Source organism: Dickeya oryzae (assembly GCF_020406815.2).
Classification (GTDB): domain Bacteria; phylum Pseudomonadota; class Gammaproteobacteria; order Enterobacterales; family Enterobacteriaceae; genus Dickeya; species Dickeya oryzae.
Genome location: NZ_CP162670.1, coordinates 3,206,883 through 3,233,206, shown reverse-complemented (window position 1 = coordinate 3,233,206; position 26,324 = coordinate 3,206,883). Strand labels below are relative to the sequence as shown.

Genomic DNA, 26,324 nt, shown 5'->3' with positions numbered 1-26,324 from the left:
TATGGTCAGGAAAAAAGAAAATGTGGTTTATGCTATTCCTTCTCTGGTGTCGGTATTACAGCGTTTTTCTGATATGGCTGTAATCTTTATCAGTGTTGTGTTGGCATGTCTGGTAACCAAAAAAGAAATATCAACAGCGTCGTATTTGATTGCGTTGATAAGCTTCTCCGTTTTTCAACTGTTGGCGGGCTTTACCCATTTTTATCGCTCATGGCGAGGGGTAGCATTGTATGCCGAGATCCGCACGCTGATTATTAATTGGGGGCTTAGCATTACATTTGGTGCCGGTATTCTATCCTTAGTGCCTAATCAATATATTGGTTACCATTTTCATGCGGTCTGGTTTTTATTTACCGTGGCGGGATTTGTGATATCACGCACCCTGATTCGGGTCGTGATACAATATTTGCGAAAATTGGGTTACAACAAGGTCAATGTGGCGTTTATCGGCGCACAACCGGCTGGGGTATATCTGGCGGAGAGTATTAAACAGGCACCCTGGCTGGGACTGAACATCATCGGCTATTTTTCTGAAAGCAGCCAGTTTCAGTACAGTTATGAGCGCAATGGCATCCGCTGTCTGGGGGATGTGGAAGAACTGGTCAGGCGGGCGCGTAAAGGGGATCTGGATAAGATCTATATCGCGTTCTCGTTACAGGAAGCGGACCTGATCAACCACCTGATGTCAGTGCTGACGGATACCACCTGCACGGTGATGCTGGTACCAGATATTCTGGCGTTCAACGTACTGCAGTCCCGTAGTGACATCATCAACGGCATTCCGGTGGTGTCACTGTATGACTCGCCGATGAGCGGTGTGAACCGGTTGCTCAAGCGGTTGGAGGACATCGTGGTCGCGTCGATGATTATTGTGCTTATTTCCCCGCTGTTATTGGGTATTGCGTTGTTGGTCAAGTTGACCTCCAAAGGGCCGGTGATATTCCGGCAGACGCGTTACGGCATGGACGGCAAAGCGATAGAAGTGTGGAAATTTCGCAGTATGACGGTGATGGAAAACGGCGACACGGTTATTCAGGCTTGTAAGGGAGATAAGCGCATTACACCGGTAGGTGCCTTTTTGCGTCGCACATCGCTGGATGAGCTGCCGCAGTTTATCAACGTGATTCGTGGCGAAATGTCGATTGTCGGGCCGCGACCTCATGCGGTGGCGCACAATGAACAGTATCGCAAGCTTATCAAGGGTTATATGCTGCGGCACAAAATGAAGCCAGGTATCACCGGTTGGGCGCAAATTAACGGCTGGCGTGGTGAAACCGACACGTTGGAGAAGATGGAAAAACGGGTGGAATGCGATCTGTTTTATATCGAAAACTGGAGTGTCTGGCTGGATATCAAGATTATCTTTCTGACAATTTTCAAAGGATTTGTGGGTAAATCCGCGTATTAACTCATTTCTGAAAGGTCACTATTCATGAATATTCTGGTAACGGGTGGGGCTGGGTTTATTGGTTCAGCCGTGGTGCGTCACATCATTCAGCATACGCAGGATCGGGTCATAGTGGTCGATTGCCTGACCTATGCCGGTAATCTGGCATCGTTGAAAGAGGTGGCGGCCGATCCCCGTTTTTTGTTTGAGAAAGTCAACATCTGTGACCGGGTTGCGCTGGATCGGGTGTTTACGACCTTTCAGCCGGATGCGGTGATGCATCTGGCGGCGGAGAGTCATGTCGATCGTTCTATCGATGGGCCTTCCGCCTTTATTGAAACCAATATTACTGGGACCTATACGTTGTTGGAAGCCGCGAGGCAGTACTGGTCGGCGTTACCGCAAGCGCGCAAGGCCGCGTTTCGTTTCCATCACATTTCGACCGATGAGGTGTATGGCGATTTGCATGGTACTGATGATCTGTTTACAGAAACCACGCCGTATGCACCGAGTAGTCCGTATTCCGCCTCCAAAGCCGCCAGCGATCATCTGGTGCGTGCCTGGCTAAGAACCTACGGTTTACCAACGCTGGTGACCAATTGTTCCAATAACTATGGGCCGTATCATTTCCCGGAAAAACTTATCCCGCTGATGATCCTCAATGCGCTGGAAGGTAAACCGCTGCCGGTTTACGGCGAAGGCAACCAGATTCGGGATTGGTTGTTCGTCGAAGATCACGCGCGGGCGCTCTATACCGTCGTTACTACCGGAGAGGTAGGGGAGACGTACAACATTGGCGGTCATAACGAGCGGAAAAATATTGAGGTAGTGCAAACCATCTGTGCGTTGCTGGATGAGCTGAGACCGGAGAAGCCGGCTGGTATCCGTCATTACGCTGAGCTTATCACCCATGTGACCGACAGGCCGGGACACGATTTGCGTTACGCGATCGATGCTTCGAAGATCTACCGGGAATTGGGTTGGAAACCAAAGGAAACCTTTGAGTCCGGTATCCGTAAGACAGTGGAGTGGTATCTGGCGAACGAAACCTGGTGGCGCGGCGTTAAGGATGGCTCCTATACCGGTGAACGTTTAGGTTTACCCCTTTAATCGTATTCTAGTTAAGGAAAGTTCAATGAAAGGCATTGTACTGGCAGGCGGTTCCGGCACTCGACTCTATCCGATTACCCGTGGGGTATCGAAGCAACTGTTGCCCATCTACGATAAGCCGATGATTTATTATCCGATTTCGGTACTGATGTTGGCCGGCATTCGGGATATCCTGATCATTTCCACGCCAGAGGACCTGCCCGCGTATCGTCGGTTACTGGGTAATGGTAGCCGGTTCGGGTTGAATCTCTGCTATGCCGAGCAACCGTCACCGGACGGTTTGGCACAGGCGTTTCTGATTGGCGAAACCTTTATCGACGGTGATACCTGCGCATTGGTACTGGGTGACAATATTTTCTTTGGGCAGAGCTTTGGTAAGAAACTGGAGAGCGTCGCTGCCCGTACTGACGGGGCGACGGTGTTCGGTTACCAGGTGATGGACCCAGAACGTTTTGGTGTAGTGGAGTTTGACGATAATAAACAGGCCATTTCGCTGGAAGAAAAACCCAGCAAGCCAAAGTCTAACTGGGCGGTAACCGGGCTCTATTTCTATGACCATCAGGTGGTGGAAATGGCTAAGCAGGTTAAACCCTCTGCACGTGGCGAACTGGAAATCACCACACTTAATGAGATGTACCTGCAACAGGGCAAGCTGAATGTGGAAGTACTGGGGCGTGGTTTTGCCTGGCTGGATACCGGTACCCATGACAGCCTGCTGGAGGCCTCCCAGTTCATCAGTACTATCGAGAAACGTCAGGGTTTTAAGGTCGCCTGTCTTGAGGAAATTGCGTTTCGCAAAGGCTGGCTGACCCGTGAACAGGTGGCGGATGAAGCCCGTTATCTCGCTAAAACCCATTATGGCCAGTATCTGGCCCAGTTGTTGACAGGGATATGATATGCAAGTTCATGATACCGCTATACAGGGCGTCAAAATTATCCAACCCAAGGTGTTTGGTGATGCCAGAGGCTTTTTTCTGGAAACGTTTGAGAAAAAACGCTATCAGGAGATGTTGGATATCGACCTGGATTTTGTACAGGATAATCATTCCCGTTCGGCCAGAGGCGTATTGCGCGGATTGCATTTTCAGACGGTAAACCCACAGGGAAAACTGGTACGCGTAGTGCGTGGTGCTGTGTTTGATGTTGTAGTGGATATCCGGCCCGATTCCCCCACCTTTGGCCGCTGGGATGGCGTTACGCTGTCAGAGGAAAATAAAACCCAGTTCTGGATCCCCCCCGGTTTGGCACACGGTTTTGTGGTGCTGTCTGAACTGGCAGATTTTGAATACAAGTGCACCGACTATTACAACCCGGCACATGAAGGCTGTTTGTTATGGAATGACCCAGATATCGGCATCGACTGGCCGATAGCGTCGCCTTTGTTATCAGAGAAAGATAAAAAAGGTAAAACATTTAAGGAGCTATGGGGATGAAAGTGTTGTTAACCGGTGCTAACGGTCAACTGGGACGCTGCTTTCAGGATCGGTTGCCGCAAGGATGGTCGGTACTGGCGACGGATGCCGATTCGCTGGATATCACTGACGAGGCGCAGGTGCAGGCGACAGTAAAGTCGTGGCAGCCGGATGTTATCGTCAACGCTGCCGCCTATACTGCGGTTGATAAAGCGGAGTCGGAACCGGAACTAGCTACGCGTATCAATGTGGCTGGGCCGGAATATCTGGCGCGCGCGGCTCGTCAGCAGGGGGCCCGTTTTATCCATGTCTCTACCGATTATGTGTTCGACGGAACCGCTACCCGACCGTATATCGAGACGGATATCACTCACCCGCTGGGTGTCTATGGTCAGACAAAACTCGACGGTGAGCGGGTTGTGCTGAAAGTGAACCCGGCCGCGCAGATTGTACGCACGGCCTGGGTATTCAGCGAATACGGCAACAATTTTGTTAAAACGATGCTGCGCTTGGGCCGGGAGCGCGAGAGCCTGGGGGTGGTGGCGGATCAGCGAGGCTGCCCAACCTATGCCGGTGATATTGCTGATGCCATTATAAGTTTGTTACAGCAGCAGGCCGATGGTGGGCTGTACCATTTCTGTGGTGATGAAGAAGTATCATGGCATGAGTTTGCCAGCACTATCTTTACCCTGGCTAATGAGCAGCAAGTGTTGGCCCGTATACCGGTGGTCAACGCGATTACCACCGAGCAGTATCCGACGCCAGCGGCGCGACCGGCGTATTCCACACTGGATTGCGCCAAGATAGCCCGTCTTGGCATACCACCGTCCGCTTGGCGGGCGGCATTAAACACTATCATTCCTAAATTACGCTGATAATCATCAGGCGCGGTAAATCCTGTGATGGATTTACCGCACATCGTTCTCGTATTTCTTCTTTATCTTCGGTAGCAGAGATGACAGGTCACGATCGGATCAGTATCGCGTTGGCCACCTATAACGGTGGGCGCTATATCAAACAGCAATTGGATTCTATCCAGCATCAGACGCATCAGAACATCATGATCCATGTGTGTGATGACGGTTCCCGTGATAACACACTGGATGTGGTGCGCAGTCATGCGCTTTATCAGCAAGGTAAAATCCGCCTTTATCCCGGAGAGGGAGGCCTTGGCGCGATGAAAAACTTCCGCCGCGCGGTTGCCTGCTGTGAAGATGGCTATATTGCTTTGTGCGACCAGGATGATTATTGGGTACCGGAAAAACTGGCGTTGTTGTTAACCGAGGTCCAATCCCATGAACAGGGCGGAAGTATGCCGGTACTGGCATTTTCCGACCTGGCAATTGTGGATACGGTATTGGAGCCGTTGTATCCCTCTTTCTACCGTGCTTCGATTAAATCGTCAGCGGCCAGCCAGCCGGAGGATTTTGTCGTCAGCAACCATATTCCGGGTTGCGCGATGTTGTTTAACCGCGCATTGAAACGGTTGATAGAACCGATGCCAGACGAGATCCGCATGCACGACTGGTGGATTGCGATGATAGCCGCCCATAGCGGCAAGATAACCTACGTGGATAGGCCGCTGATTAAATACCGTCAGCATGGTAACAATACCGTTGGTGCGCCTGGTATTTTGCGAAAACGTCTGTTACCGGACAGCCTGCTGTGCCTGAGAAGTTATCCCACCACTCGCAAGCACAGCCATATGATGCTGAGCGCGCTGAAGCACTTTTGTCAGCAGCATCAGTCTGACCATCCCGATTTTCTACGCGTGATCCGCGGAGAAGCCGGGGTGCGGCACAAGCTGTCATTGATGCGGCGGGCACGTAACGGCGAGCGGAAGCTGCTGAGTTGTGCAATCTGGTGGATGGTATGAGTGATAAAAAGGCAATAAAGCGCGAGGTTATCTCTCTCTACGTTATCCAGATTTCCAACATGCTGCTGCCGCTGGTGACGTTTCCTTACCTGGCCAGAGTGTTGGGTGCGGAGTTTTTCGGCAAGCTCAGTTACGCCCAGTCCATCAGCTTTATCGCGCTGTTTATTGTCGATTTTGGGTTTAACTTCTCTGCCGCCAGAAAAGTCAGCACTCATGCCGGTGACATGGCCGCGATCACTATCCTGTATTCGAATGTGCAATGTGCCAAGACCCTGTTATTCGCGGTAATGATGGTGACAGGAACCGTGCTGGATTTGTTAACGGCGCAGTCGAAAATGGACGGTATCCTGTTTTTTATCGGTCTGGTGTCGTCGTTGAGTTCGTTGCTGTCAGCCGCTTGGCTCTTTCAAGGGATGGGGAAAAACTCCCGTCTGGCTATCCTGAACCTGATTTTTCGCGTGCTGGCGCTGGGTTTGATCTTTTTGCTAGTGGCTTCACCAGCGGATATTTATCTGGCAGCCCTGATTCAACTGTTTCCCCCAGTGCTGGTTGGGCTGGTGATTCAGTGCCAGTTGAAACGTCGCGAATCGGTAAGCTGGCAGTTATCTGGTATCAATCGGCAAACCGTGATGGGCGAAATCAAGGAGAGTTTTCACAACTTCTCCGCGTCGCTCTTCACGTTGGGGTTCACTTATCTTAACCCCGTTTTCATCAAGTTTCTGTTTGGCGATGCGGCACTGGGCCACTATGCAGTAGCGGACAGGCTGGCATCCGTATTACGTCAGTTGTATAACCCGATTGTGCAGGGTAATTTCAGCCATATTTGCAGTTTGTACAATCAGCAGGCGTACAGCGCCATTCGGACCCGGTTGAAAAAGGTACTCATGATGTTTTCGTTGCTGACCGGCTGCGCTTTTTTGGGCAATCTATTGGTGGGCGCGCCGTTAATCCACTGGGTGTTCGGTAAGGAGTACAATGTTAATGCGCTGCTGACCATCATGATAGTCACGCAGTTTGTGATTTCATTGTCGATCATTCTGGTTAATCTGATCATTATTCCTGCCGGGTTGAGTCTTTATCTGAAACGCGTCTATTTCGTTGGGCTGCTATGCCACTTTTCCTATCTGTTTTTCTTTGCCGAATGGTGGGGGGTTGCAGGCGTCGCCGTGGCGGTCGGGGCGACGGAACTTATCATTACCGTACTCTTCTTTGGAATGGTGATGAAAAAGAACACACTGGGTCATCGGATGGCAGATCTATCCCAATAAGCTAACCCATCAATAGCTATCCCATCAATAATGTAACGACTGTATCAGCATTTAATCATAAACAGGGATAATACCGAGTATCTGAATGGAGTCGCTGTTGTCACCCTGTTTTCCCAGGAGAGAGTCATGATAAGAAATGCCATTCTGGTGGTGTTGTACAATAAGGGACTGGAATCGTCGACAACGCTGCAGACGTTGATTCAACATCCATTTAAACATGTTAAGTTAACTATTCATAATAACGGACCATTTCGTATTTCTGAGGAGGATGCTTTTTTTCTGCGACTGAGAACGATTTATGAGCAAGTTGACCTGGTGAATTGTCTTGAGAATAAACCGCTGAGTCAGGTATATAATCAATTTATTATGAATAATCTGCAGGTGGAGCGATGGGTCATTTTGGATGATGATACCACCATAAATGAATCTTTCTGGTTTGCGGTAGAACATACTCAGGCAGATATTGAGTGCCCCAGGATTATTTCCAGTATTAATTACAAAACTTACTACCCGGTATCTCGAGGGGAGATCGTACTGAATGAGCAGGAGTTGGATCCGGCAACGGCGTTTTCTATTGGCTCAGGGCTGATTATTCACCGTCGGTTATGGGATGTGTTCGAGCGGCATGGGTTGTCATTATTCGATGAGAACTATGCGCTGTACGGGGTTGATGTCAGCGTGTTTCGTCGTATACACCGGCTGAGTGCAGACGGCGAAACCTTTTTACTGAAAAGCAGTTGTTATCTGGAGCATGCGCTTTCTCGTTCTGAAAAGAAAGAAAGTGAATTCAGAATAACGGAAAACCTGATTGATTTGGCGGTGTCAGCGCGTCGATATCCCAAGTTTCACTTGTATTACCATCTTGGTTGGCGGCTGTTTAAGCAATTTATTCGTTTGAGGTTTAAAACAGTTTTGGTTGCTATTCAGGCCTTCTTTCGTGGTAAGCACCCTCGCTGTAGTTAGTTTTTTATTAATAAATTTATCGATGAATTAAATTAATTATTCCTGGTGATAGGCTGAATTACGTCTTCAATCTGAGCTTTATTTTATTCAATAAACTTTAGTAATACCCCTATGCCCACTATGATTCAGGCGCAACGTGTGTACGTCGCTGCTGCCTGAAATATGTGGGTATCACCACCACATTTAGTAAGGTGTGATATGTCTAACATTATTCCTGTCATTATGGCTGGTGGCAGTGGTAGCCGATTATGGCCGCTATCCCGAGAATTATTTCCCAAACAGTTTTTGTCACTGGGCGATGAGAGCCAGTACAGCTTATTGCAAAATACGCTGGCGCGCTTGCAGGGGGTGCCGTTTCTGGTACAGCAGCGACCACTGGTTATCTGCAATGAGGATCATCGTTTTCTGGTCGCCGAACAGTTACGCGAACAGCAACAACTGGGTGGCAACATTATTTTGGAACCCACCGGGCGCAATACCGCGCCAGCGATTGCGCTGGCCGCCCACCTGAGTGTGAAAACCGACCCTGACAGCATATTGTTGGTATTGGCCGCCGATCATCTGATTAAGAAAACCGAAAACTTCCATCTGGCTGTTCAGCAGGCGTTGCCGTATGCCTGCGAAAACAAGCTGGTGACGTTTGGTATTGTCCCGACCACGCCGGAAACCGGTTATGGCTATATCAAGACCGGTGAACCACTTACTGATGGTGGGTTTACGGTCGATGAGTTCGTGGAAAAACCGAGCCTGGCAACCGCCGAGCGTTATCTGGCATCGGGTAAATATTGCTGGAACAGCGGCATGTTTATGTTTCGTGCAGCCAAATACCTCGATGAACTGCAACACCATCAACCCGATATTTACGAACTGACGCGTGTGGCGATGGCACGCAGCCAGCGTGATATGGACTTTATCCGCGTGGAGTCGCGTGCGTTTAGCGATTGCCCCAATGATTCCATTGATTACGCCGTGATGGAGAAAACGCACGATGCGGTCGTTATCGCCTTTGACGCTGGCTGGAGCGATGTGGGGTCGTGGTCGTCCTTATGGGAGGTATCGCAGAAGGATGAACAGGGCAACGTAACCGTAGGGGATGTCATCACGCTGGATAGCCACAACAACTACGTCTCTACTTCTGCACCGCTGGTGGCAACCATCGGTATTGATGACGCAATTATCGTCAACACGGGGGATGCGTTGCTGGTCGCGGCGAAAGAACGGGCGCAGGACGTCAAAAAAGTCGTAGAGCGTCTGAAAGCGCAAAATCGCCATCAGTTTCGTGATCACACCGAGTCATTTCGCCCCTGGGGCAAGAGCTGCAACATTGATGCCGGTGAGCACTATCAGGTGAAAAAACTCACTGTGCGTCCAGGGCAGGGCCTGTCGTTGCAACAACATTTTCACCGAGCGGAACACTGGATCGTGCTGTCCGGCACGGCCAGGGTTCAGGTTGATGACAACACCTATTTTCTGTCGGAAAACCAGTCCACGTTTATCCAGCCAGGGGCGGTACACACGCTGGAAAACCCCGGTTTGATTGACCTGGTGATGATTGAGGTGCGTTCAGGACGCTATCTGGAAGAGGACGACATCGTTCGTTTGCATGACCGTTATGGTCGGGTATAAAGGGAGAAGGGCAGATGTCCGCATTAACCTGCTTTAAAGCCTATGATATTCGCGGTGAGTTGGGAACGGAGCTCAATGAAGAGATAGCCTACCGCATTGGACGGGCCTATGCCGAGGTTATTCAACCTCAACGTGTCGTTGTTGGGGGCGATGTTCGGCTAACCAGTGAAGCATTGAAACACGCACTGGCCGATGGCCTGCGCGATGCCGGCGTCGATGTCTACGACATCGGGTTATCCGGTACAGAAGAAGTCTATTTTGCGACATTTCACTTTGGCATGGACGGCGGTATTGAAGTGACCGCCAGCCATAACCCGATTAATTATAACGGCATGAAGCTGGTGCGCGCTGGTTCTCAACCTATCAGCGGCGACAGTGGACTCAAGGACATTCAACGTCTGGCGCAGGAAAACCGTTTTGCTCCCGTCAATCCTCAGCATCGCGGTCGCTATGAAACACTGGCGATATCGTCGCCGTATATCGAGCATCTGATGTCGTACATTAATCCGCGTAACCTGACGCCGATGAAGATCGTCATCAATAGTGGTAATGGAGCGGCAGGTCATGTGGTGGATGCACTGGAGGTGGCGTTAGGCCGCCATGGTGCGCCAGTCACCTTTATCAAAGTCCATCATCAACCCGATGGCACTTTTCCGAATGGCATTCCTAATCCGTTACTGCAGGAATGCCGTGCCGATACCGCCCGTGCCGTCGTGGAGCATCAGGCGGATTTTGGTGTGGCGTTTGACGGCGATTTTGACCGTTGCTTCCTGTTTGACCATCAGGGACGCTTTATCGAAGGGTATTATATTGTCGGGTTACTGGCGGAATCATTCCTTAATAAGGCACCGGGTTCCACCATCATTCACGACCCCCGCCTGACCTGGAACACGGTGGATATCGTGACCGGCAAAGGTGGAAATCCGGTGATGTCGAAAACCGGTCATGCCTTTATCAAGGAGCGGATGCGTAAGGAGGATGCCATTTATGGCGGTGAAATGAGCGCGCATCACTACTTCCGCTCGTTTGCTTATTGTGACTCCGGTATGATTCCGTGGTTGCTGGTGGCGGAATTGATTAGTGTTCGCGGACAATCACTGTCGCAACTGGTGAGCGAACGTATGCGCGCCTATCCCGCTTCCGGCGAGATCAACTCCGTGCTGACTGACCCGGTAGCTGCTATCGCCCGTGTGCGCGCCGCCCTGGAGCCACAGGCACTGGCGGTGGATGAAACCGATGGCATCAGCCTGACATTTGCAGACTGGCGTTTTAATCTGCGCAGTTCCAACACTGAACCCGTGGTGCGGCTTAATGTCGAATCACGACAGGATGTTCGGCTAATGGAAGAAAAAACCCGGACGATTCTGGCGCTGTTGCGTCAATGTTGAGGCGATTTCTGGCACCCTCTTGCAGTTTTCCGCGCTTAGCGGGTGCTGAATCAAGGCGGTGGATGGTATTATCTCTGCCATTCAAGTCACGTTAAGAGTTCCTGAATGAAATTTCTTGTTACCGGAGCGGCCGGCTTTATCGGCTTCTTTACCTGTCAGTCACTCTGCGCTGCCGGCCATACGGTGGTGGGGATAGACAACCTCAACAGCTACTACGAGGTATCGCTCAAGGAGGCGCGGCTGGCAAAACTGCGCACGCTGGCCGGTTTTCGTTTTGAACGCATTGATATTGCCGATAGTCAGGCAATGGCAGCGTTGTTCGCGGCGGAAAAATTCGAGCGTGTTATCCATCTTGCGGCACAAGCCGGGGTGCGGTACTCGCTGGAAAACCCGATGGTGTATGCGCAAAGTAACCTGATCGGCCACCTGAATGTGCTGGAAGGCTGCCGCCACAGCGGCGTCGGCCATTTGATTTATGCCTCTTCCAGTTCGGTATACGGATTGAACAGCAAAACGCCGTTCGAAACCACCGACTCGACCGATCACCCGATTTCGCTGTATGCCGCGACCAAGAAATCCAACGAACTGATGGCGCATTCCTACTCGCACCTGTATGACCTGCCGACTACCGGGTTGCGCTTTTTCACGGTGTATGGGCCGTGGGGGCGTCCAGATATGGCGTTGTTTAAGTTCACTCGCCGTATTTTGGCTGGTGAACCGATCGATATCTACAATCAGGGCGATATGTGGCGTGATTTCACCTATGTGACGGATATCGTGGAAGGTGTTCTGCGTGTGGTGGATCAAATACCGACGCGTCAGGCTGACTGGAAGGTGGAAAGCGGCTCGCCAGCCACCAGTTCCGCACCTTACCGGCTCTACAATATTGGCAACGGCAGCCCGGTGCGGTTGATGGATTTCGTTACTGCGCTGGAGTCGGCGTTGGGACGTGAGGCGGTGAAAAACTTTATGCCGATGCAGGCTGGTGATGTTTATCAGACCTATGCCGACACCAGCGATCTGTTCGCGGTGACAGGCTATCGGCCGCAAGTTGGGGTGAGCGAAGGAGTGCGTGCCTTCGTAGACTGGTATCGGGATTTCTATCAGGCCTGAACGACATAAAACGAGATATTACGGCATTAGGCGGCGGACATTTCTGCGGCTTTGCTATGTTCTGTGACGGGTACAGCGTGTTACCCGGTAGGATGAATGTGGACAGATGATGAAAATTGCAATTGCGGGTACCGGTTATGTTGGCTTGTCCAACGCTATGCTGCTGGCGCAGCATAATGAAGTCGTCGCGGTGGATATCATCGCCGAAAAAGTGGATATGCTGAACAAAGGCATCTCCCCGATTGTCGATAAGGAAATCGAAGCGTATCTGCGCAACCCGGCGCTGAATTTTCGCGCCACGCTGGATGCTGAGTCCGCGTATCGGGGGGCGGAGTTCGTGATTATCGCCACGCCGACAGATTACGATCCGAAAACCAATTACTTCAACACGCGCTCGGTGGAAGCAGTGATCAGCAAGGTACTGGAAGTGAACCCAGACGCCGTTATGATCATCAAATCCACTATCCCGGTGGGATATACCGCACAGGTTCGTGAGCAGTTTGGCACAGAAAATATCATTTTCTCGCCGGAGTTCCTGCGTGAAGGCCGTGCACTGTACGATAACCTGTATCCTTCCCGTATCGTGGTGGGTGAGCGTTCTGAACGTGCTGAGCGTTTCGCTCGTCTGCTGGTCGATGGGGCCATCAAGACCAATATTCCGGTGCTGTTTACCGGGTTAACCGAAGCCGAAGCGATCAAATTGTTTGCCAATACCTATCTGGCAATGCGTGTCGCCTATTTCAATGAGCTTGATACCTATGCCCAGACACTGGGATTGGATAGCAAGCAGATTATCGAAGGCGTTGGCTTGGATCCGCGTATCGGCCAGCACTACAACAACCCATCGTTTGGTTATGGTGGCTACTGTCTGCCGAAGGACACCAAGCAACTGCTGGCTAACTATGAATCCGTGCCGAATAACCTGATTCGGGCGATTGTCGATGCCAATACCACTCGTAAGGATTTCATTGCTGATTCAGTGATTCGACGCGGTCCGAAAGTGGTGGGTATTTACCGGCTGGTGATGAAAACCGGGTCTGATAATTTCCGCGCCTCCGCGATTCAAGGGGTGATGAAGCGAATCAAGGCTAAAGGTATCGACGTGGTGGTGTATGAGCCTGCGTTGAAAGAGTCGGAGTTCTTCCGTTCCCGTGTGATTCATGATCTGGAAGAATTCAAACAGATGTCTGATGTCATTCTGTCGAACCGGATGGCACCAGAATTGTCTGATGTAATGGAAAAAGTGTATACCCGCGATCTCTTTGGGGCTGATTAGGTGTATTCTGGCGCCAGAAAAATCAATGTGGCGCGGTCGTTGCCTCGTCGCGACAAACAGCAGCATGTTTTTTGAGAGAACACGAAATGACAGCATTAAAAGCGATTATCCCTGTTGCCGGCTTAGGGATGAACTTGTTGCCGGTTACCAAAGCGATTCCGAAAGAGATGCTTCCGCTGGTTGACAGGCCGGTAATCGAAAAGATTGTCAACGAATGCGTTAATGCGGGGATTAAAGAGATTGTGCTGGTCACGCACGCCTCTAAAAATGCCATTGAAAACCATTTTGATACCTCTTTCGAGCTGGAGTCGATGCTGGAAGAGCGCGCCAAACGTCAGTTACTGGCGGAAGTTAAGTCCATTTGCCCGCCGGGCGTGACCATCATGAACGTGCGTCAGGGGCAGACGTTGGGTCTGGGGCACGCGGTGTCCTGCGCTCACCCGATTGTCGGCAACGCGCCGTTTGTCGTGGTGCTGCCGGATGTGGTGATGGACGACAGCTCCGCCGATCAGTCGAAAGACAATCTGGCGCTGCTGATTTCCCGTTTTGAAGAAACCGGCCACAGTCAGGTGCTGGTAAAACACCGCCCGTACGAAGTGTTGCCGGAATACTCCATCGTGGAATGTGAGAAGCCGCTGAATCAGGCGGGCGATGCGTCGGCGATCACCTCCATGATTGAGAAACCGGAACTGGCGCCGGTGGAAGGCTCGGACCTGTCCGCGGTTGGCCGTTATGTGCTGACGGCCGAAGCCTGGCCGATTCTGGAAAACATCGTGGCGGGCGCGTGGGGTCGTATCCAGTTGACCGACGCTATCGCTGAGCTTATCAAAACCCAGCAGGTGGATGCGGTTCAGATGACGGGACGCAGCTTCAACTGCGGACGGAAGATGGGTTATGTGCAGGCGTTTGTTTCCTACGGTCTGCGCAACCCAGAACTGGGTGATGCCTTTAAAACTAAAATCAAGGCGTTGCTGGAGAAATATTAATCAGCCCTTGAACACCCGATAACACGCTTTGGTGTTATCGGGTTTTTTCTGACTGTAGTTATTTCTGACAGTAGTGATTTCTGATTGTAGTCATATGATTACCAGGGGCATTAATAGCGCGATAATGGGTTGTATTGTTTTTGTTTTCCTGATTTACCGGTAACACACCTTCTGTAGAACTCCTGCCAGCGAGCTTGTCGCACCAATAACTACCCACTCAGCCGTTAGCTGGGTTACCATGTCAGCCTGCTTTTTGTTGCCTGGGGCGCAATCAGCTGCAGGCAGGTTACCTTCAGACAGGAGTTGTTTTAATGTCCAAACAGCAAATTGGCGTTGTCGGTATGGCGGTCATGGGGCGCAATCTGGCGCTTAACATTGAAAGCCGTGGTTATACCGTTTCCGTCTTTAACCGTTCCTCAGACAAAACGGACGAAGTGATTGCCGAGAATCCAGGTAAAAAACTGGTACCGTGCTACACCGTTGAAGAGTTTGTTGAATCTCTGGAAAAACCGCGCCGTATCCTGTTGATGGTTAAAGCAGGCGAAGCGACGGACAAAACCATTGAGTCACTGAAACCGTATCTGGAAAAAGGCGACATCCTGATCGATGGCGGCAACACCTTCTATAAAGACACTATCCGCCGTAACCGTGAGCTGTCTGCCGAAGGGTTTAACTTCATCGGCACCGGCGTGTCTGGTGGTGAGGAAGGCGCGCTGAAGGGCCCGTCCATTATGCCTGGCGGCCAGAAAGAAGCCTATGAACTGGTCGCGCCGATTCTGCAGCAGATTGCTGCCCGTGCCGAAGGCGAGCCTTGCGTGACCTATATTGGCGCTGACGGTGCCGGTCATTATGTGAAAATGGTGCACAACGGCATCGAATACGGTGACATGCAGTTGATTGCGGAAGCCTATGCATTGCTGAAACAGGCGCTCGGGCTTTCTAATGACGAGCTGGCAAGCACCTTTGCTGAGTGGAACAAAGGTGAACTGAGCAGCTACCTGATTGAGATAACTGCCGATATTTTCACCAAGAAAGATGAAGACGGTAAATACCTGGTCGATGTGATTCTCGATGAAGCGGCTAACAAAGGTACCGGTAAATGGACCAGCCAGAGCTCGCTGGATCTGGGCGAGCCGTTGTCTCTGATTACCGAATCGGTGTTTGCTCGTTACCTGTCTTCGCTGAAAAACCAGCGTGTGGCTGCCTCTAAGGTGCTGAGTGGCCCGGTAGCGCAGGCGTTCAATGGCGACAAAGCCGGGTTTGTGGAAAAAGTGCGTCGTGCGCTGTATCTGGGGAAAATCGTTTCCTATGCGCAGGGTTTCTCTCAGTTGAAAGCGGCTTCTGACGAAAACAACTGGAGCCTGAACTACGGTGAAATCGCTAAGATCTTCCGGGCCGGTTGTATCATTCGCGCCCAGTTCTTGCAGAAGATCACCGATGCTTATGCCGAAAACGCCGATATTGCCAATTTGCTGCTGGCACCATACTTCCGCCAGGTCGCCGACGACTATCAGCAGGCGCTGCGTGATGTGGTGTCTTATGCGGTACAGCAGGGTATCCCGACTCCGACTTTCTCTGCGGCAATCGCTTATTATGACAGCTATCGCTCCGCGGTATTACCGGCTAACCTGATTCAGGCTCAGCGCGATTATTTCGGTGCGCATACTTATAAACGTATTGATAAAGAAGGCGTATTCCATACTGAATGGTTGGAATAATATTCTGAAATATTTCCCTATCTCAAAACCGGATAGAAATATCCGGTTTTTCTTTCTCAATATCTCATCGTAAATAACTAAGACTTTTCCGAGAATATTTCATCTCATTGTAACCAATGAGGAAAAATCAGCGCTCTTGCGACTTGTCTTATTTTCTTATCTGTCTAATCCTGCTTTTCTTATTCTTTATCTGAGTCTTGGTTCGGATACTTCCCGTATGCGGGTGATTATTTCGTAAAGGATGAATTGAAATAATTACTTCATCAGTCATGGGGAAGATCCAACCTGGCTGATTAATTCGGCCAGTCGTGGGGTAGGGAATAATTTTCGAATTATCCCTGTCCTATCTCCTTAACGGGAAATAAAAGGAAATGGTAATGATGAAGAAAACGTTGGCGACCCTGGTGTTGGCTCTGGCCATCCCGGCGGGTGCACTGGCGGCTGAACAGCCGGCAGTCAATGGCGGCCAGCCTGTTGGAGGGGTGACCTTCCAGGGCAGCGGTATCGCGGCTGGTTCTCATGCGTTTAGTGCGGCTCATGGCCGCGGTACCGGCTATGGCTATGGGTTCGGCCGTGCCGTCGCGGCTGGCGTCGTATCTGCCTCCACCAGTACGACCTCCAGTACCGTAGGAACCAGCACCTCAACCGTGACGTCAACTCGCGGTTAATGATGGGCTATTCACCAAGGCCACTCCGGTGGCCTTTTTTCTGCTTCAGGATGTTCAGGCGAGAACCCGAACAATGAAAAGAATCCTTGAGTTAACACTGTTCAGGATACTGGTGATGTTTTGCTTCATACCGGGGCTGACAGGGTGTTCTCAGCAAATCAGTCAACTTGGGCGGGACTTTCGGCTGGCGTTGTGGGGAAGGGAAGACGTAAGCATGACGCCACAACAGGTTGCACAACTTCCCTATGCCTCGGCGTATCTGAAAGTAGGTAAGGCACCGCGTGCTTTTGTCGTACTCGCGTTTGTTGATAACCAGCAGTTGCAATGGGTGACGGAAGATAAAAACAGTGTGACGACGCGTTTTGGGCGACTGGTGAAAACGCAAGGGTGGGGAGAAGACATTCGGCATGTTACCGAACTGGAGTCAGACCCGCTGAGCCTCGGTTTGCTCAAACCTGGTACACCCAAAAACTGGCACACCGTGGTGAATTGGTCACAGGTGCTGCGTGGCGGCTATGACCTGCAATCTGTCTTCGAGAACAAAGGTCTGGAAACCCTGACGGTACTGAACACCCCAATAAAGGCAGTGCGTTTTGATGAGCAGGTAACCGTTCCGGCGCTGGGCACACATTACACCAACCAATACTGGCTGGATCCAGCTTCCGGGCAGGTCATCCAAAGCTACCAGTACATGGGGCCAAACATGGCTCAGGTTCAGTTCACTGTGCTTAAGCCATACAATAAATAGGGTTATTTTATGTTGTCATTCAATCGTCTGGCTGCCCTGTTATTGCTGGTGGCCGGAACATCAGGGGCAGCGCAGTTAACGGTCAAGGTTGCGAATGAAACGTTGCCTGCCGTCGTGCAGGATGACGGTACGCGTCTGGATCAGTTCTACAGCCGGATAACGTTTGCGGACAATATTAACTGGCAGACGGCATTACTCACCAATGAGAGTGTTACGCAGCAAGCCAAAGAAGCGGGAGAGAAATTACAGGCCCGGCTCTATCAACTGCAACTGGCCTGGCAGATTGACGGCGATGGCGACTGGGCGATAGCCGCCTGGTATATGGCGCAGGCGCTAAAACAAGTGAACGCCGTTGGCCGCATTCGCGCCAGTATCGCGCCGGACATCATCCGTTTATCACCGCGGAAGAATCGCCCGCTGGTAGGGAACTACACCCTCTATCTATCGCCGTATCGGCAACAGTTCTTCCTGTTTGGGTTAATCAGTACCGGCATTGATATCGGCACACCAAACGTGTTTAAGGACATCGACCTTCAGCCAGGCTGGTCGGTCGAGCAATACATTGGCAGGCGACGTTTCTTGCCGGGCGGTGATAACCGGGAAGGGTATCTGATCTCGGGTGACGGGCACTGGCGCAAGGTTCCACTGGCTATCTGGAATCGCCAGCACCATGAACCGGCGGCCGGAGAAACGCTGTTCATCGGTTTCGATCCTTCCATTTTGCCTGACGGCTTCTCTTCGCTGAATGCGCAGATTGCCGACTATCTTGCCAATCGGATTCCACACTAATGGCTAATCACACAATGTTGAAACTACGCTGCCTGTCACTGGCGATAGGTAGCGCATTGGGAACGTCGGCTCAGGCGGCGGATGGGGATAATAACGACGCAGTGAATCGTAGCGGTTATTACCAACCCGCTGGCGTGTCGCAGATGGATTTTGGTGGCGTAGGGTTATGGCAGATGCCGAGCGCACGTATGGCGGACACCGGTGAGTTTAGCGCCAGCTACCGTGATAATCAGGAATATCGTCGTTATGCCATCTCACTGCAGCCGCTCGACTGGCTGGAAATGACCCTACGCTATACCGATATTCGTACCCGGCCTTACAGCACCTCGCCCTCGTTCAGTGGACATCAAACCTATAAAGACAAGAGTTTTGATGTCAAAGCGCGGTTATGGCAGGAAAGTCGTTGGTTGCCGCAGGTCTCTCTGGGCTTGAGGGATATCGCCGGGACTGGCTTGTTCGACAGCGAATATCTGGTGGCCAGTAAACGCTGGGGACCGTTCGATTTCTCACTGGGGATGGGCTGGGGCAATATGGCGCAGAGCGGGAATATCACCAACCCTGCCTGTCGGTTGTCTGCGGGATTCTGTACCCGCTCCGCCTCCACCGAAACCGGGCAATTCGCGGCGAAGAATTTTTTCCACGGACCAGCCGCGCTATTCGCCGGGCTGGAATACCAGACCCCCTGGGACCCACTGCGCATCAAGCTGGAATACGACAGTAACGATTACAGTAAGGAGGCCGCTGATCTGACTCGCCCCGCCTCACAGCATATCAAGCAGGATTCGCCGATTAACGTCGGCCTGGTGTATCGCGCTACCGATTGGCTGGATACCTCGCTGTCGTGGGAACGTGGCAATACCCTGATGTGGGGCTTTACCCTGCGAACCAACTTTAATCGGCTCAGACCACAGCACCCGGATGATGAACCACCGGTCTATCTGCCATCGAAAAATGCAGCTGGCGGCACAGACTGGCGGCGTGTCTCGCAAGAGCTTGATGAGCAGGCCGGTTTTAGCGAACCAGATATTTATACTGATGGTCAGCAGGTCACGGTGGTGGCGGATCAGTATAAATATAACAGTGATGCGCAGGCCAGCCGACGGGCGGCAACGGTGCTGGCGAATAACCTGCCGGAGAGTGTGGCGCAATATCATATTGTAACGCGTAGCGGCCCGCTGACCACCACCAGTACCCGTGTGGATGCGGCTGCATTTCGTCAGCTGGAATCCGGCAGCACCCCGCTGGGGGTGGATGAACCGGATCCCTATCGTGTTGAGCCCTTGTCGGAGCCGCGCGGCCAACAGGTGTTGCATACCACGCCGCCGCGTTTTTCCTACGGCATTGACCCGTCGTTGCAGCAGTCGTTTGGTGGACCAGAATCGTTTTATATGTATCAGTTGTCCGCGAATGCCAGCGCGGATTACCGCATTACGGACAACTGGCGGTTGGGCGGTACGCTGAACATCAACCTGCTCAACAACTACGATCAATTCAATTTTAAATCACCGCCGCAGGATGGTGCCGCGCTACCTCGTGTTCGTACCCATATCCGTGAATATGTGACGTCGTCAGATGTCTTGCTGACCAATCTGCAACTGTCTCGTTACGATCACCCCGCTCGCGACTGGTATACCCAGGTCTATGGCGGTTATCTGGAAATGATGTATGCCGGGGTAGGGGGAGAAGTGCTGTATCGGCCATTTGGTAGCAACTGGGCGGTCGGGATGGATGTTAACTACGTTAAGCAACGTGACTGGGACGACCCGCAACGGCTGAGGGATTACAGCGTCACCACCGGTCATCTCACCACCTACTGGTCGTTGCCGTTTGTCAAAGGTGGGCTGGCGAAAATCAGTGTTGGGCGCTATCTGGCGGGCGATAAAGGTATCACGCTGGATCTGTCGCGCCGTTTCGACAGCGGGATTGTGGCCGGTGCTTTTGCGACCGTCACCAATGTCAGTGCCAGTGAGTACGGCGAAGGCAGTTTCACCAAGGGCATCTACTTTACGATTCCATTTGATTTGCTGTTTAGTTCGCCGACGACCCGCCGCGGCTCCATTGGTTGGGTACCGCTCACCCGAGATGGCGGCCAGATGCTGGATAGACGTGATGTGCTGTACAACATGGTTGATAAGGAATAAATGGTTGATAAGGAATATCGCGTTCGGGGGGGATGAGCCCCCCATGGAACACGCGCAGCCCGAATCGTTGCCGACACCTCTCAAACCAAACTGGAGGTGTCGGGGCGTATCAGCGCTGGAACTGGAGTGACGGCTGGGATGCCAATGGGGGCAGGGCGGTGGCCTGCCGACGATGCAGTGTGCTGCTGACCATCATCATGGTGACGAACAGGAATAACCCTGGCGAAAAGTAACCATAACCGCGCAGGAAAAATTCAACGGCATACCCTATCACGACCGCCATAGCGATTTTCAACAGTGTCGACTCAGTGTCCGTATTATCGCGGATGCGGTTGATGGTATTGACGGCTTTTTTCAGAACCCACAAGTAACCGGCGCTCAGTAGCAGGCCGACAGCACCGAATTCGCTGACGATTTTCGACGCCAGAAAACCGCCGTCGTTGCGGTTGAAATCACTACCCGCCAGCGACTGGATGACATACCCGTATTGGCCAACGCCATTGGTACCAGCCATTTGTAGCCCCAGACCGATACCGTGACTTTCCAGCAAGGCGTTCTTCGCATCGTCCAGCCCTTGCAGGAACACCAGCGTGGTCAGGTTATCGGTATCGTCACTGATAGCCAGACGTGATCCAAAGTAGGCGATGGCAGGCAGGTCGGAGAAGTAGGTCAACATGATATAGACTGCGACGACCACGATGACGAGCACCGTTAACATCAGTGTGACACGGCGCGCCATCCAGAAGACGAAAATCGCCATCATGCAGAACACCAGTAACGTCAGGCTAGGGAAAATCAACGCCTGCAACAGCAGGTTCCCCAGCAGTACCAGGCGTTCCCGGTTTTTCATCAGAATGCCGCTGGCGCACACAAACAGGCCTACCGTCAGTGCGTAATGGCTCTCTTCGGAAAAGGGAAATACCGCTTTGGGTTTGGCCGCATAGCTGCCGATGTCAATGCGATGGATAACCGAGAGCCAGCCCAGCAACAATAGCGTATAGGTCACGGCGCGAAACACGCTAGCCAGCGTAGCGGGAGAAACCGTTAACAAGCGATTAGATAACAGTATGGCACCAAGAAAAATAATAATCAGTGCAGGTAAGGTAAATAAAGGCTTGTAATTATCAGACATCGCGGCGATATAACCGGACTGTGCCAGTAATATAAATACCACTATCGAGAAAAGTAAGATTTTTCCACTGGAAAATGACAGCATTTTCATATGGCGCAGGCCATAAATATAAATGGGGACGATAGCCACCATCATCCCTGGTGCCAATGAGGATTGTTGCAGAAATACAAACACAAACTGCGGTATCAGGAAAATGCAAAGCATTGTCCAGTAAAGAGGATCATGCTTTATGGTTGCTTTCAATTTTCTATTCTCCCTATCTCATTTGCTGTTCTATCATGAGTGATGATAAAGCAGATTGAATTGAATTTTTAATTATTTTTTCAGAAGGATTATGACAGTTATTGACGTGATTGTTTATCATGGTGTTTATCAATAAATGACGTTTCACCAGGCGAGTTGTTAATCTTAATGTATTGAATTAATTGATGTTGGAGAAATGGCTATGAACAGAAGAGATTTCCTTGCCGGCAGCCTGGCATCGCTGGCAGCGACATCTGCGGCGGCATCTCAAAATAATAATACCTTTAATAATGATGCTGTTGCCTTTACCCGCGATATCAGGAATTACAATATTGATTTCTCCGGAAAGAATGATTCCACCGGCCCTTTTCAGACGCTTCTTAATGATATGCTGGAGCAATCAAAGTCGTTATCAAATGCACAGCAAAAAGTCAGGTTAATGCTACAGGGGGTCGTGCAGGTTTCTTCCACAATTAAAATCGATGCATCGAAAGTTTCTATTCATGGTCCGCTGACAATTATTTTTACCAAAAATGGTAATTTTGATAACTACGCGATTGTGGTGACAGGTAATCCAGATGTGGATGCCGCTTACAGTAATATCGTTGACAGTTTTTTTTCCGGTGTGCATTTTATTTCGGAAAAGAGAACGTTAGATCTGTTTTTTGCCTATAACCCGGAGAACAACTCTAACCGTAATGCGTCCTGTCTGCTCAGTATTTATTCCTGCCGCTTCACCGGGTTCAGGCGGGTCTTTTCCAATGGTGCTGGTGGGTGGGGCTGGAATTGGTTTTCCTGCGGTTTTAATAACTGTGATCGCCTGCTGTACCTGACCCGTCAGCCGGATTCTTATGAGCGTTTTACGTTCATCGGCTGCATCTGGCAAAACGGCGGCTATGCGTTTGAAATCGATAACCCGGACGGTGTGGTCTACTGGCAGGCGGGCAGCTTTGATTATTGTGAAGGGATAGCGCTGATTAATGAAGGCCATGTCGAGATTAACGGCCATGTCGAGTACGTGAAGCGTAAACAACCGGTGGTTGTACTCAGAAAAAAGAACGCCAGTTTTGTATTTAATGGTGGGGCGATTTTCGTGCGTCAGAATCCCGAACAACCCTATGTGATTTTTGATCAGGCATTTGACTATCAGACCACACTGACCAGTGTGCGTTTTGCGACCGATGGCATTAATGTCACGTCTTGTGTGATCTCCAATCGACCGTGCTGGAAGAATAACCTGATTTTCACCAATCAGATGGCGGAGCTGATCGCCCTGAACGATAACGGCAGTACCGTGGTTTATCCTGGTGCTGCCGGTTGTGCCTGTCGCTACGATCCGGCACACATCAAAGAAGACAACGGGCGGTTTGTCAAAATCGCCGCCAGCGATAACGTACAGTTGCAGTTTCTGATACCGGTCAATGGGCATGATCAAATCGGTGTGGTCTGGCAGGCGCAAACCTCCGCGACCAATAAAGTCGCCATTACCAAAGCCCTCCACGCCTATGGTGAGAATGGTCCCGGTCCCGTCATGATGGATCTGACGCGTGACGGTAAAGATTGTATCCAGCGTAGTGATCAGTTACAGAAGGGCAGTTCCGGTACTCTCTGGAAGGTTCCGCGCAGCGCCTGGCTGTTTGCGTTGTCATTCAATCTTTCCTCGGCCAGTGTGGGTGATTATCTGGATATGCATGAACTGAAACTGATCAGTTGTTGATGGCCGTGCCAGATGTAAGGAATGTGATCATTTTACGATAGTGGGATGTAGGCAATGAAAGGTTGTGTAACTAATTGATTTTTTATTAATATCTGACTTGTTGCCTGCGCGCGGCATCCCTATGATGGCACCCGTTGATAGTGAGGTGAATCATGAGAAGTGTCGTCAAAATGGTCGGTTTTCTGGCATTAATTGCAAGCCTGAGCGGTTGTATCTTTCCACCCCCGTGGGGAGGGCCCGGTGGCGGGCATGGCGGCCACGGTGGTTTTCATTATCAGCCCGTAAACGGAGCGGATCATCCCTGATGTCCCCGCGGCCGGTTCTCCCCCTGTGGACTGGCCGCGTATCAACACCCTTCGGCAGTGTCCTTCCTTACTGTTTTTCCGCCCTTTTTTCCCTCTTTCTCTTTTCCCTGTCATGTAATCGTCTGATTCCATGCCGATAATGCGTGCTCTCTGGTGATGTGCTGCGCGATATTCAGGTTATCGCGCGGATTGTTTAACCCATTACATGGGTTCGCCCTGTTTTAAGCAAAATTGTCTCTTAAATGAAGCGCTCTGAACGGGAATTTGGAATAATGTCGGCATGTCCCCATGATAATGATTATAAAAAGGAGAATGGGCATGAGTTCGGCATTTGTCTTTACACCGGCTGAACGTGATCAACGCCGCTCGGGACTGGCGTTTGCCAGACGTGTTTATATTCCTCGCCTGATGGGATTAGGGCTCGGTTTTTTCTATGTAGCCGCTGTTTTGTATGACCTGACCCAACCAGGGTGGGTGTGGGGTGTATTGTTTTTCAACGGTTTTCTCTGGCCACATCTGGCGTTGTGGCTAGCCAGCCGGGCAGATGACCCGATGCGGTTTGAGAAGGGCAATCTGCGATTTGATGCCTTCATGGGGGGGATCTGGATTGGCATGATGGGCCTGAATTCTCTGCCGTCCGTGCTGATCATATCGATGATGGGGATGAACAATATTGCCGCCGGTGGGTTGCGGCTTTTTGTTCAGGGACTGGCTATTCAACTGATCACCGTGGTGGCGATCCTCTGGCTGGTTCATCGGCCGATTGTGTTTGCGACGACGCCTGAGCAGATCTACTTTTGCCTGCCGATGTTACTTATCTATCCCATACTGGTGGGCCTGGTGACGTATCGTACCGCCATCAAACTGGCTGAACATAAGCGTCAGTTGCGGGAGATCAGCCAACTTGATGGCATGACCCGGTTGTACAACCGGCACCACTGGGAGCAGTTGCTCAAAAGCGAGTTTGAACTGTGTGTGCACTGCCCGCAGGTGGCGACACTGGCATTACTGGATATCGATCACTTCAAGCGTATTAATGACAGCTTTGGCCATCATGTTGGTGATGATGTGATTTTATTGCTGAGCCGCGGTATTAAGTCGACGTTGCGGCAATCAGACATCACCGGCCGTTTTGGCGGAGATGAATTTGGTATGGTGCTGCCACAGACGGCGACTGCTGAGGCAGAACGTATTATCCAGCAATTACGCGAATATCTGCACGATATACAACTGCACCACGCCCCGGCGCTGCGGGTCAGCATCAGCGTTGGACTGGTTGAGTTTCATCCCGGCATGGAAGATTACCGGGTCTGGCTGAAAGCAGCGGATACGGCGTTGTATCAGGCTAAGGATAATGGCCGTGGTTGTACGGTCTGTGCCTGAACCAAAGTACCGACAACACTTGCCGTGATGCACCGCTATGCGCTGCATGTGAGTCATGATATTTCTAAGTAGTGATATTTATCGTCTCGACATCACTGTAAGTAAAAATGGAATAATCATATCCATTTATCCATCTTTATCCCCTATTGGCATCCAGATAGGATCTCCCGCAACAGGTAGGGCCGCTGTAAGCCAGCCTGTTTTCATCCCGATACAACAGGAGAGCCGTAATGCAACAATACACTCAGCAAGGGCACACTCAGCAAGGGCACACCCAACAAGATCACACCAAACATGAGCACACCCAGGATGCCAATGTGGCGATTGTTACAGGCGCGTCGCGGGGGATTGGCCGAGCGATTGCACTCAAGCTGGCACAACAAGGTTGGCGGGTGGTGGTGAATTTTGCCCGGCAACGCCAGCAGGCCGACGAGGTGGTGAATCGGATTCACGACATGGGTGGACACGCGCTGGCGATTCAGGCGCAGGTGGACGAACCCGAGCAGGTAGCGGCGCTGTTTTTGCAGACGAAAGCCGAATTCGGGCGTATTGATGCGGTGATCAACAGTGCTGGTGTGATGGCGAACACACCGATTGCTGATGGCGATGTGGCGCAGTTCGACAAGATGATGGCGACCAATCTGCGTGGTGCGTTCATTGTGCTGGGTGAAGCGGCCCGACAGGTGGAAAACGGCGGGCGAATTATCGCGCTATCGACCAGCGTGATTGCCCGATCGTTGCCCGGTTATGGTCCTTATATTGCGTCTAAGGCGGGGGTTGAAGGATTGGTGCGCGTGCTAGCGAACGAACTGCGCGGCCGTGAGATCTCGGTGAATGCGGTAGCGCCAGGACCGGTGGCGACAGAGCTGTTTTTTAACGGTAAAACCGAGGCGCAGGTCGCGGCGATTACGGCTATGACACCGTTGGAAAGGCTGGGAGAACCGGAGGATATCGCCAATATCGTGGCTTTTCTGGTTGGGCCGGAAGGAGGCTGGATCAACGGTCAGGTGGTTCGTAGCAATGGCGGATTTGCGTAATTGGGATGGCATACCGGGGAACAGGGTTTTCCCCGGTA

Annotated in this window: 22 protein-coding genes; 21 read left to right on the top strand and 1 reads right to left on the bottom strand. The window is 51.4% G+C overall.

Annotation, left to right across the window (positions count from 1 at the left end; all coding sequences use genetic code 11):
- Window position 1 precedes the first annotated feature (1 nt).
- From wcaJ to LF929_RS13945, 18 genes are all read left to right on the top strand, one after another.
- Entirely contained in the window at window positions 2-1,408 is a 1,407-nt protein-coding gene (gene wcaJ / locus LF929_RS14030; RefSeq protein ID WP_038903817.1) for an undecaprenyl-phosphate glucose phosphotransferase, read from the top strand.
- A gap of 24 nt (window positions 1,409-1,432) precedes the next feature.
- The gene (gene rffG, locus LF929_RS14025; protein ID WP_038903818.1) at window positions 1,433-2,497 is read left to right on the top strand and encodes a dTDP-glucose 4,6-dehydratase; all 1,065 of its coding nucleotides are present in this window, start codon (window positions 1,433-1,435) and stop codon (window positions 2,495-2,497) included.
- 25 nt (window positions 2,498-2,522) lie between these two features.
- Complete coding sequence (gene rfbA, locus LF929_RS14020) at window positions 2,523-3,392, top strand: glucose-1-phosphate thymidylyltransferase RfbA (RefSeq protein ID WP_038903819.1); 870 nt, start codon at window positions 2,523-2,525, stop codon at window positions 3,390-3,392.
- A gap of 1 nt (window position 3,393) precedes the next feature.
- Window positions 3,394-3,930, top strand: a complete 537-nt coding sequence (rfbC, locus tag LF929_RS14015; RefSeq protein ID WP_038903820.1) for a dTDP-4-dehydrorhamnose 3,5-epimerase — start codon at window positions 3,394-3,396, stop codon at window positions 3,928-3,930.
- Window positions 3,927-4,784 carry a dTDP-4-dehydrorhamnose reductase gene (rfbD, locus tag LF929_RS14010; RefSeq protein ID WP_210175342.1) on the top strand — a complete coding sequence of 286 codons (858 nt, stop codon included), beginning with the start codon at window positions 3,927-3,929 and terminating at the stop codon, window positions 4,782-4,784. The genes rfbC and rfbD overlap by 4 nt, the downstream gene beginning before the upstream one ends.
- Before the next feature lie 80 nt (window positions 4,785-4,864).
- The gene (locus LF929_RS14005; protein WP_210175343.1) at window positions 4,865-5,785 is read left to right on the top strand and encodes a glycosyltransferase family 2 protein; all 921 of its coding nucleotides are present in this window, start codon (window positions 4,865-4,867) and stop codon (window positions 5,783-5,785) included.
- Complete coding sequence (locus LF929_RS14000) at window positions 5,782-7,053, top strand: oligosaccharide flippase family protein (RefSeq protein WP_210175344.1); 1,272 nt, start codon at window positions 5,782-5,784, stop codon at window positions 7,051-7,053. The genes LF929_RS14005 and LF929_RS14000 overlap by 4 nt, the downstream gene beginning before the upstream one ends.
- 126 nt (window positions 7,054-7,179) lie before the next feature.
- Window positions 7,180-8,016, top strand: a complete 837-nt coding sequence (locus LF929_RS13995; RefSeq protein ID WP_210175345.1) for a glycosyltransferase family 2 protein — start codon at window positions 7,180-7,182, stop codon at window positions 8,014-8,016.
- 198 nt (window positions 8,017-8,214) lie between these two features.
- Window positions 8,215-9,642: a mannose-1-phosphate guanylyltransferase/mannose-6-phosphate isomerase gene (locus tag LF929_RS13990; RefSeq protein WP_016941885.1), complete on the top strand. Its 1,428-nt coding sequence runs from the start codon at window positions 8,215-8,217 to the stop codon at window positions 9,640-9,642.
- Between the two features lie 14 nt (window positions 9,643-9,656).
- Window positions 9,657-11,030, top strand: coding sequence for a phosphomannomutase CpsG (gene cpsG / locus LF929_RS13985; protein ID WP_210175346.1), 1,374 nt, complete (start codon window positions 9,657-9,659; stop codon window positions 11,028-11,030).
- A 105-nt stretch (window positions 11,031-11,135) separates the two neighbouring features.
- On the top strand, window positions 11,136-12,143 hold the full coding sequence (locus LF929_RS13980) for an NAD-dependent epimerase (RefSeq protein WP_226093491.1): 1,008 nt from the start codon (window positions 11,136-11,138) through the stop codon (window positions 12,141-12,143).
- A gap of 109 nt (window positions 12,144-12,252) precedes the next feature.
- The gene (locus LF929_RS13975; protein ID WP_038906271.1) at window positions 12,253-13,419 is read left to right on the top strand and encodes a nucleotide sugar dehydrogenase; all 1,167 of its coding nucleotides are present in this window, start codon (window positions 12,253-12,255) and stop codon (window positions 13,417-13,419) included.
- Between the two features lie 86 nt (window positions 13,420-13,505).
- Window positions 13,506-14,405 (top strand): sugar phosphate nucleotidyltransferase, encoded by a 900-nt coding sequence (locus tag LF929_RS13970; RefSeq protein WP_012883974.1) that lies wholly within the window; start codon window positions 13,506-13,508, stop codon window positions 14,403-14,405.
- A 311-nt stretch (window positions 14,406-14,716) separates the two neighbouring features.
- Window positions 14,717-16,123: an NADP-dependent phosphogluconate dehydrogenase gene (gene gndA, locus LF929_RS13965; protein ID WP_038903828.1), complete on the top strand. Its 1,407-nt coding sequence runs from the start codon at window positions 14,717-14,719 to the stop codon at window positions 16,121-16,123.
- 377 nt (window positions 16,124-16,500) lie between these two features.
- Entirely contained in the window at window positions 16,501-16,791 is a 291-nt protein-coding gene (locus tag LF929_RS13960) for a hypothetical protein (protein ID WP_023639288.1), read from the top strand.
- A gap of 115 nt (window positions 16,792-16,906) precedes the next feature.
- Entirely contained in the window at window positions 16,907-17,539 is a 633-nt protein-coding gene (locus tag LF929_RS13955) for a YjbF family lipoprotein (protein ID WP_167334795.1), read from the top strand.
- Window positions 17,540-17,548: 9 nt separating this feature from the next.
- Window positions 17,549-18,328 carry a capsule biosynthesis GfcC family protein gene (locus tag LF929_RS13950; RefSeq protein WP_226093490.1) on the top strand — a complete coding sequence of 260 codons (780 nt, stop codon included), beginning with the start codon at window positions 17,549-17,551 and terminating at the stop codon, window positions 18,326-18,328.
- Window positions 18,328-20,469 carry a YjbH domain-containing protein gene (locus tag LF929_RS13945; protein WP_226093489.1) on the top strand — a complete coding sequence of 714 codons (2,142 nt, stop codon included), beginning with the start codon at window positions 18,328-18,330 and terminating at the stop codon, window positions 20,467-20,469. Before LF929_RS13950 ends, LF929_RS13945 begins: the two co-directional genes overlap by 1 nt.
- A 109-nt stretch (window positions 20,470-20,578) precedes the next feature.
- Here the strand turns inward: LF929_RS13945 and LF929_RS13940 are convergent, their stop codons facing one another.
- Window positions 20,579-21,844, bottom strand: coding sequence for a hypothetical protein (locus tag LF929_RS13940; protein ID WP_226093488.1), 1,266 nt, complete (start codon window positions 21,842-21,844; stop codon window positions 20,579-20,581).
- Between the two features lie 202 nt (window positions 21,845-22,046).
- Here LF929_RS13940 and LF929_RS13935 point away from each other — a divergent pair, with 202 nt between their 5' ends.
- The 3 genes from LF929_RS13935 to LF929_RS13925 all read left to right on the top strand — a co-directional run bounded on the left by LF929_RS13935 (window position 22,047) and on the right by LF929_RS13925 (window position 26,286).
- Window positions 22,047-23,561, top strand: a complete 1,515-nt coding sequence (locus tag LF929_RS13935) for a hypothetical protein (RefSeq protein ID WP_038907439.1) — start codon at window positions 22,047-22,049, stop codon at window positions 23,559-23,561.
- A gap of 623 nt (window positions 23,562-24,184) precedes the next feature.
- Window positions 24,185-25,249 carry a diguanylate cyclase gene (locus LF929_RS13930; protein WP_226093487.1) on the top strand — a complete coding sequence of 355 codons (1,065 nt, stop codon included), beginning with the start codon at window positions 24,185-24,187 and terminating at the stop codon, window positions 25,247-25,249.
- A gap of 230 nt (window positions 25,250-25,479) precedes the next feature.
- Entirely contained in the window at window positions 25,480-26,286 is an 807-nt protein-coding gene (locus LF929_RS13925; protein ID WP_226093486.1) for an SDR family oxidoreductase, read from the top strand.
- The last annotated feature ends 38 nt before the right edge of the window (window positions 26,287-26,324 follow it).

Bases quoted from the DNA above. Each gene is read 5' to 3' on its own strand.
- wcaJ (WP_038903817.1), top strand. From the start codon at position 2: ATGGTCAGGAAAAAAGAAAATGTGGTTTATGCTATTCCTTCTCTGGTG.
- rffG (WP_038903818.1), top strand. From the start codon at position 1,433: ATGAATATTCTGGTAACGGGTGGGGCTGGGTTTATTGGTTCAGCCGTG.
- rfbA (WP_038903819.1), top strand. From the start codon at position 2,523: ATGAAAGGCATTGTACTGGCAGGCGGTTCCGGCACTCGACTCTATCCG.
- rfbC (WP_038903820.1), top strand. From the start codon at position 3,394: ATGCAAGTTCATGATACCGCTATACAGGGCGTCAAAATTATCCAACCC.
- rfbD (WP_210175342.1), top strand. From the start codon at position 3,927: ATGAAAGTGTTGTTAACCGGTGCTAACGGTCAACTGGGACGCTGCTTT.
- LF929_RS14005 (WP_210175343.1), top strand. From the start codon at position 4,865: ATGACAGGTCACGATCGGATCAGTATCGCGTTGGCCACCTATAACGGT.
- LF929_RS14000 (WP_210175344.1), top strand. From the start codon at position 5,782: ATGAGTGATAAAAAGGCAATAAAGCGCGAGGTTATCTCTCTCTACGTT.
- LF929_RS13995 (WP_210175345.1), top strand. From the start codon at position 7,180: ATGATAAGAAATGCCATTCTGGTGGTGTTGTACAATAAGGGACTGGAA.
- LF929_RS13990 (WP_016941885.1), top strand. From the start codon at position 8,215: ATGTCTAACATTATTCCTGTCATTATGGCTGGTGGCAGTGGTAGCCGA.
- cpsG (WP_210175346.1), top strand. From the start codon at position 9,657: ATGTCCGCATTAACCTGCTTTAAAGCCTATGATATTCGCGGTGAGTTG.
- LF929_RS13980 (WP_226093491.1), top strand. From the start codon at position 11,136: ATGAAATTTCTTGTTACCGGAGCGGCCGGCTTTATCGGCTTCTTTACC.
- LF929_RS13975 (WP_038906271.1), top strand. From the start codon at position 12,253: ATGAAAATTGCAATTGCGGGTACCGGTTATGTTGGCTTGTCCAACGCT.
- LF929_RS13970 (WP_012883974.1), top strand. From the start codon at position 13,506: ATGACAGCATTAAAAGCGATTATCCCTGTTGCCGGCTTAGGGATGAAC.
- gndA (WP_038903828.1), top strand. From the start codon at position 14,717: ATGTCCAAACAGCAAATTGGCGTTGTCGGTATGGCGGTCATGGGGCGC.
- LF929_RS13960 (WP_023639288.1), top strand. From the start codon at position 16,501: ATGATGAAGAAAACGTTGGCGACCCTGGTGTTGGCTCTGGCCATCCCG.
- LF929_RS13955 (WP_167334795.1), top strand. From the start codon at position 16,907: ATGTTTTGCTTCATACCGGGGCTGACAGGGTGTTCTCAGCAAATCAGT.
- LF929_RS13950 (WP_226093490.1), top strand. From the start codon at position 17,549: ATGTTGTCATTCAATCGTCTGGCTGCCCTGTTATTGCTGGTGGCCGGA.
- LF929_RS13945 (WP_226093489.1), top strand. From the start codon at position 18,328: ATGGCTAATCACACAATGTTGAAACTACGCTGCCTGTCACTGGCGATA.
- LF929_RS13935 (WP_038907439.1), top strand. From the start codon at position 22,047: ATGAACAGAAGAGATTTCCTTGCCGGCAGCCTGGCATCGCTGGCAGCG.
- LF929_RS13930 (WP_226093487.1), top strand. From the start codon at position 24,185: ATGAGTTCGGCATTTGTCTTTACACCGGCTGAACGTGATCAACGCCGC.
- LF929_RS13925 (WP_226093486.1), top strand. From the start codon at position 25,480: ATGCAACAATACACTCAGCAAGGGCACACTCAGCAAGGGCACACCCAA.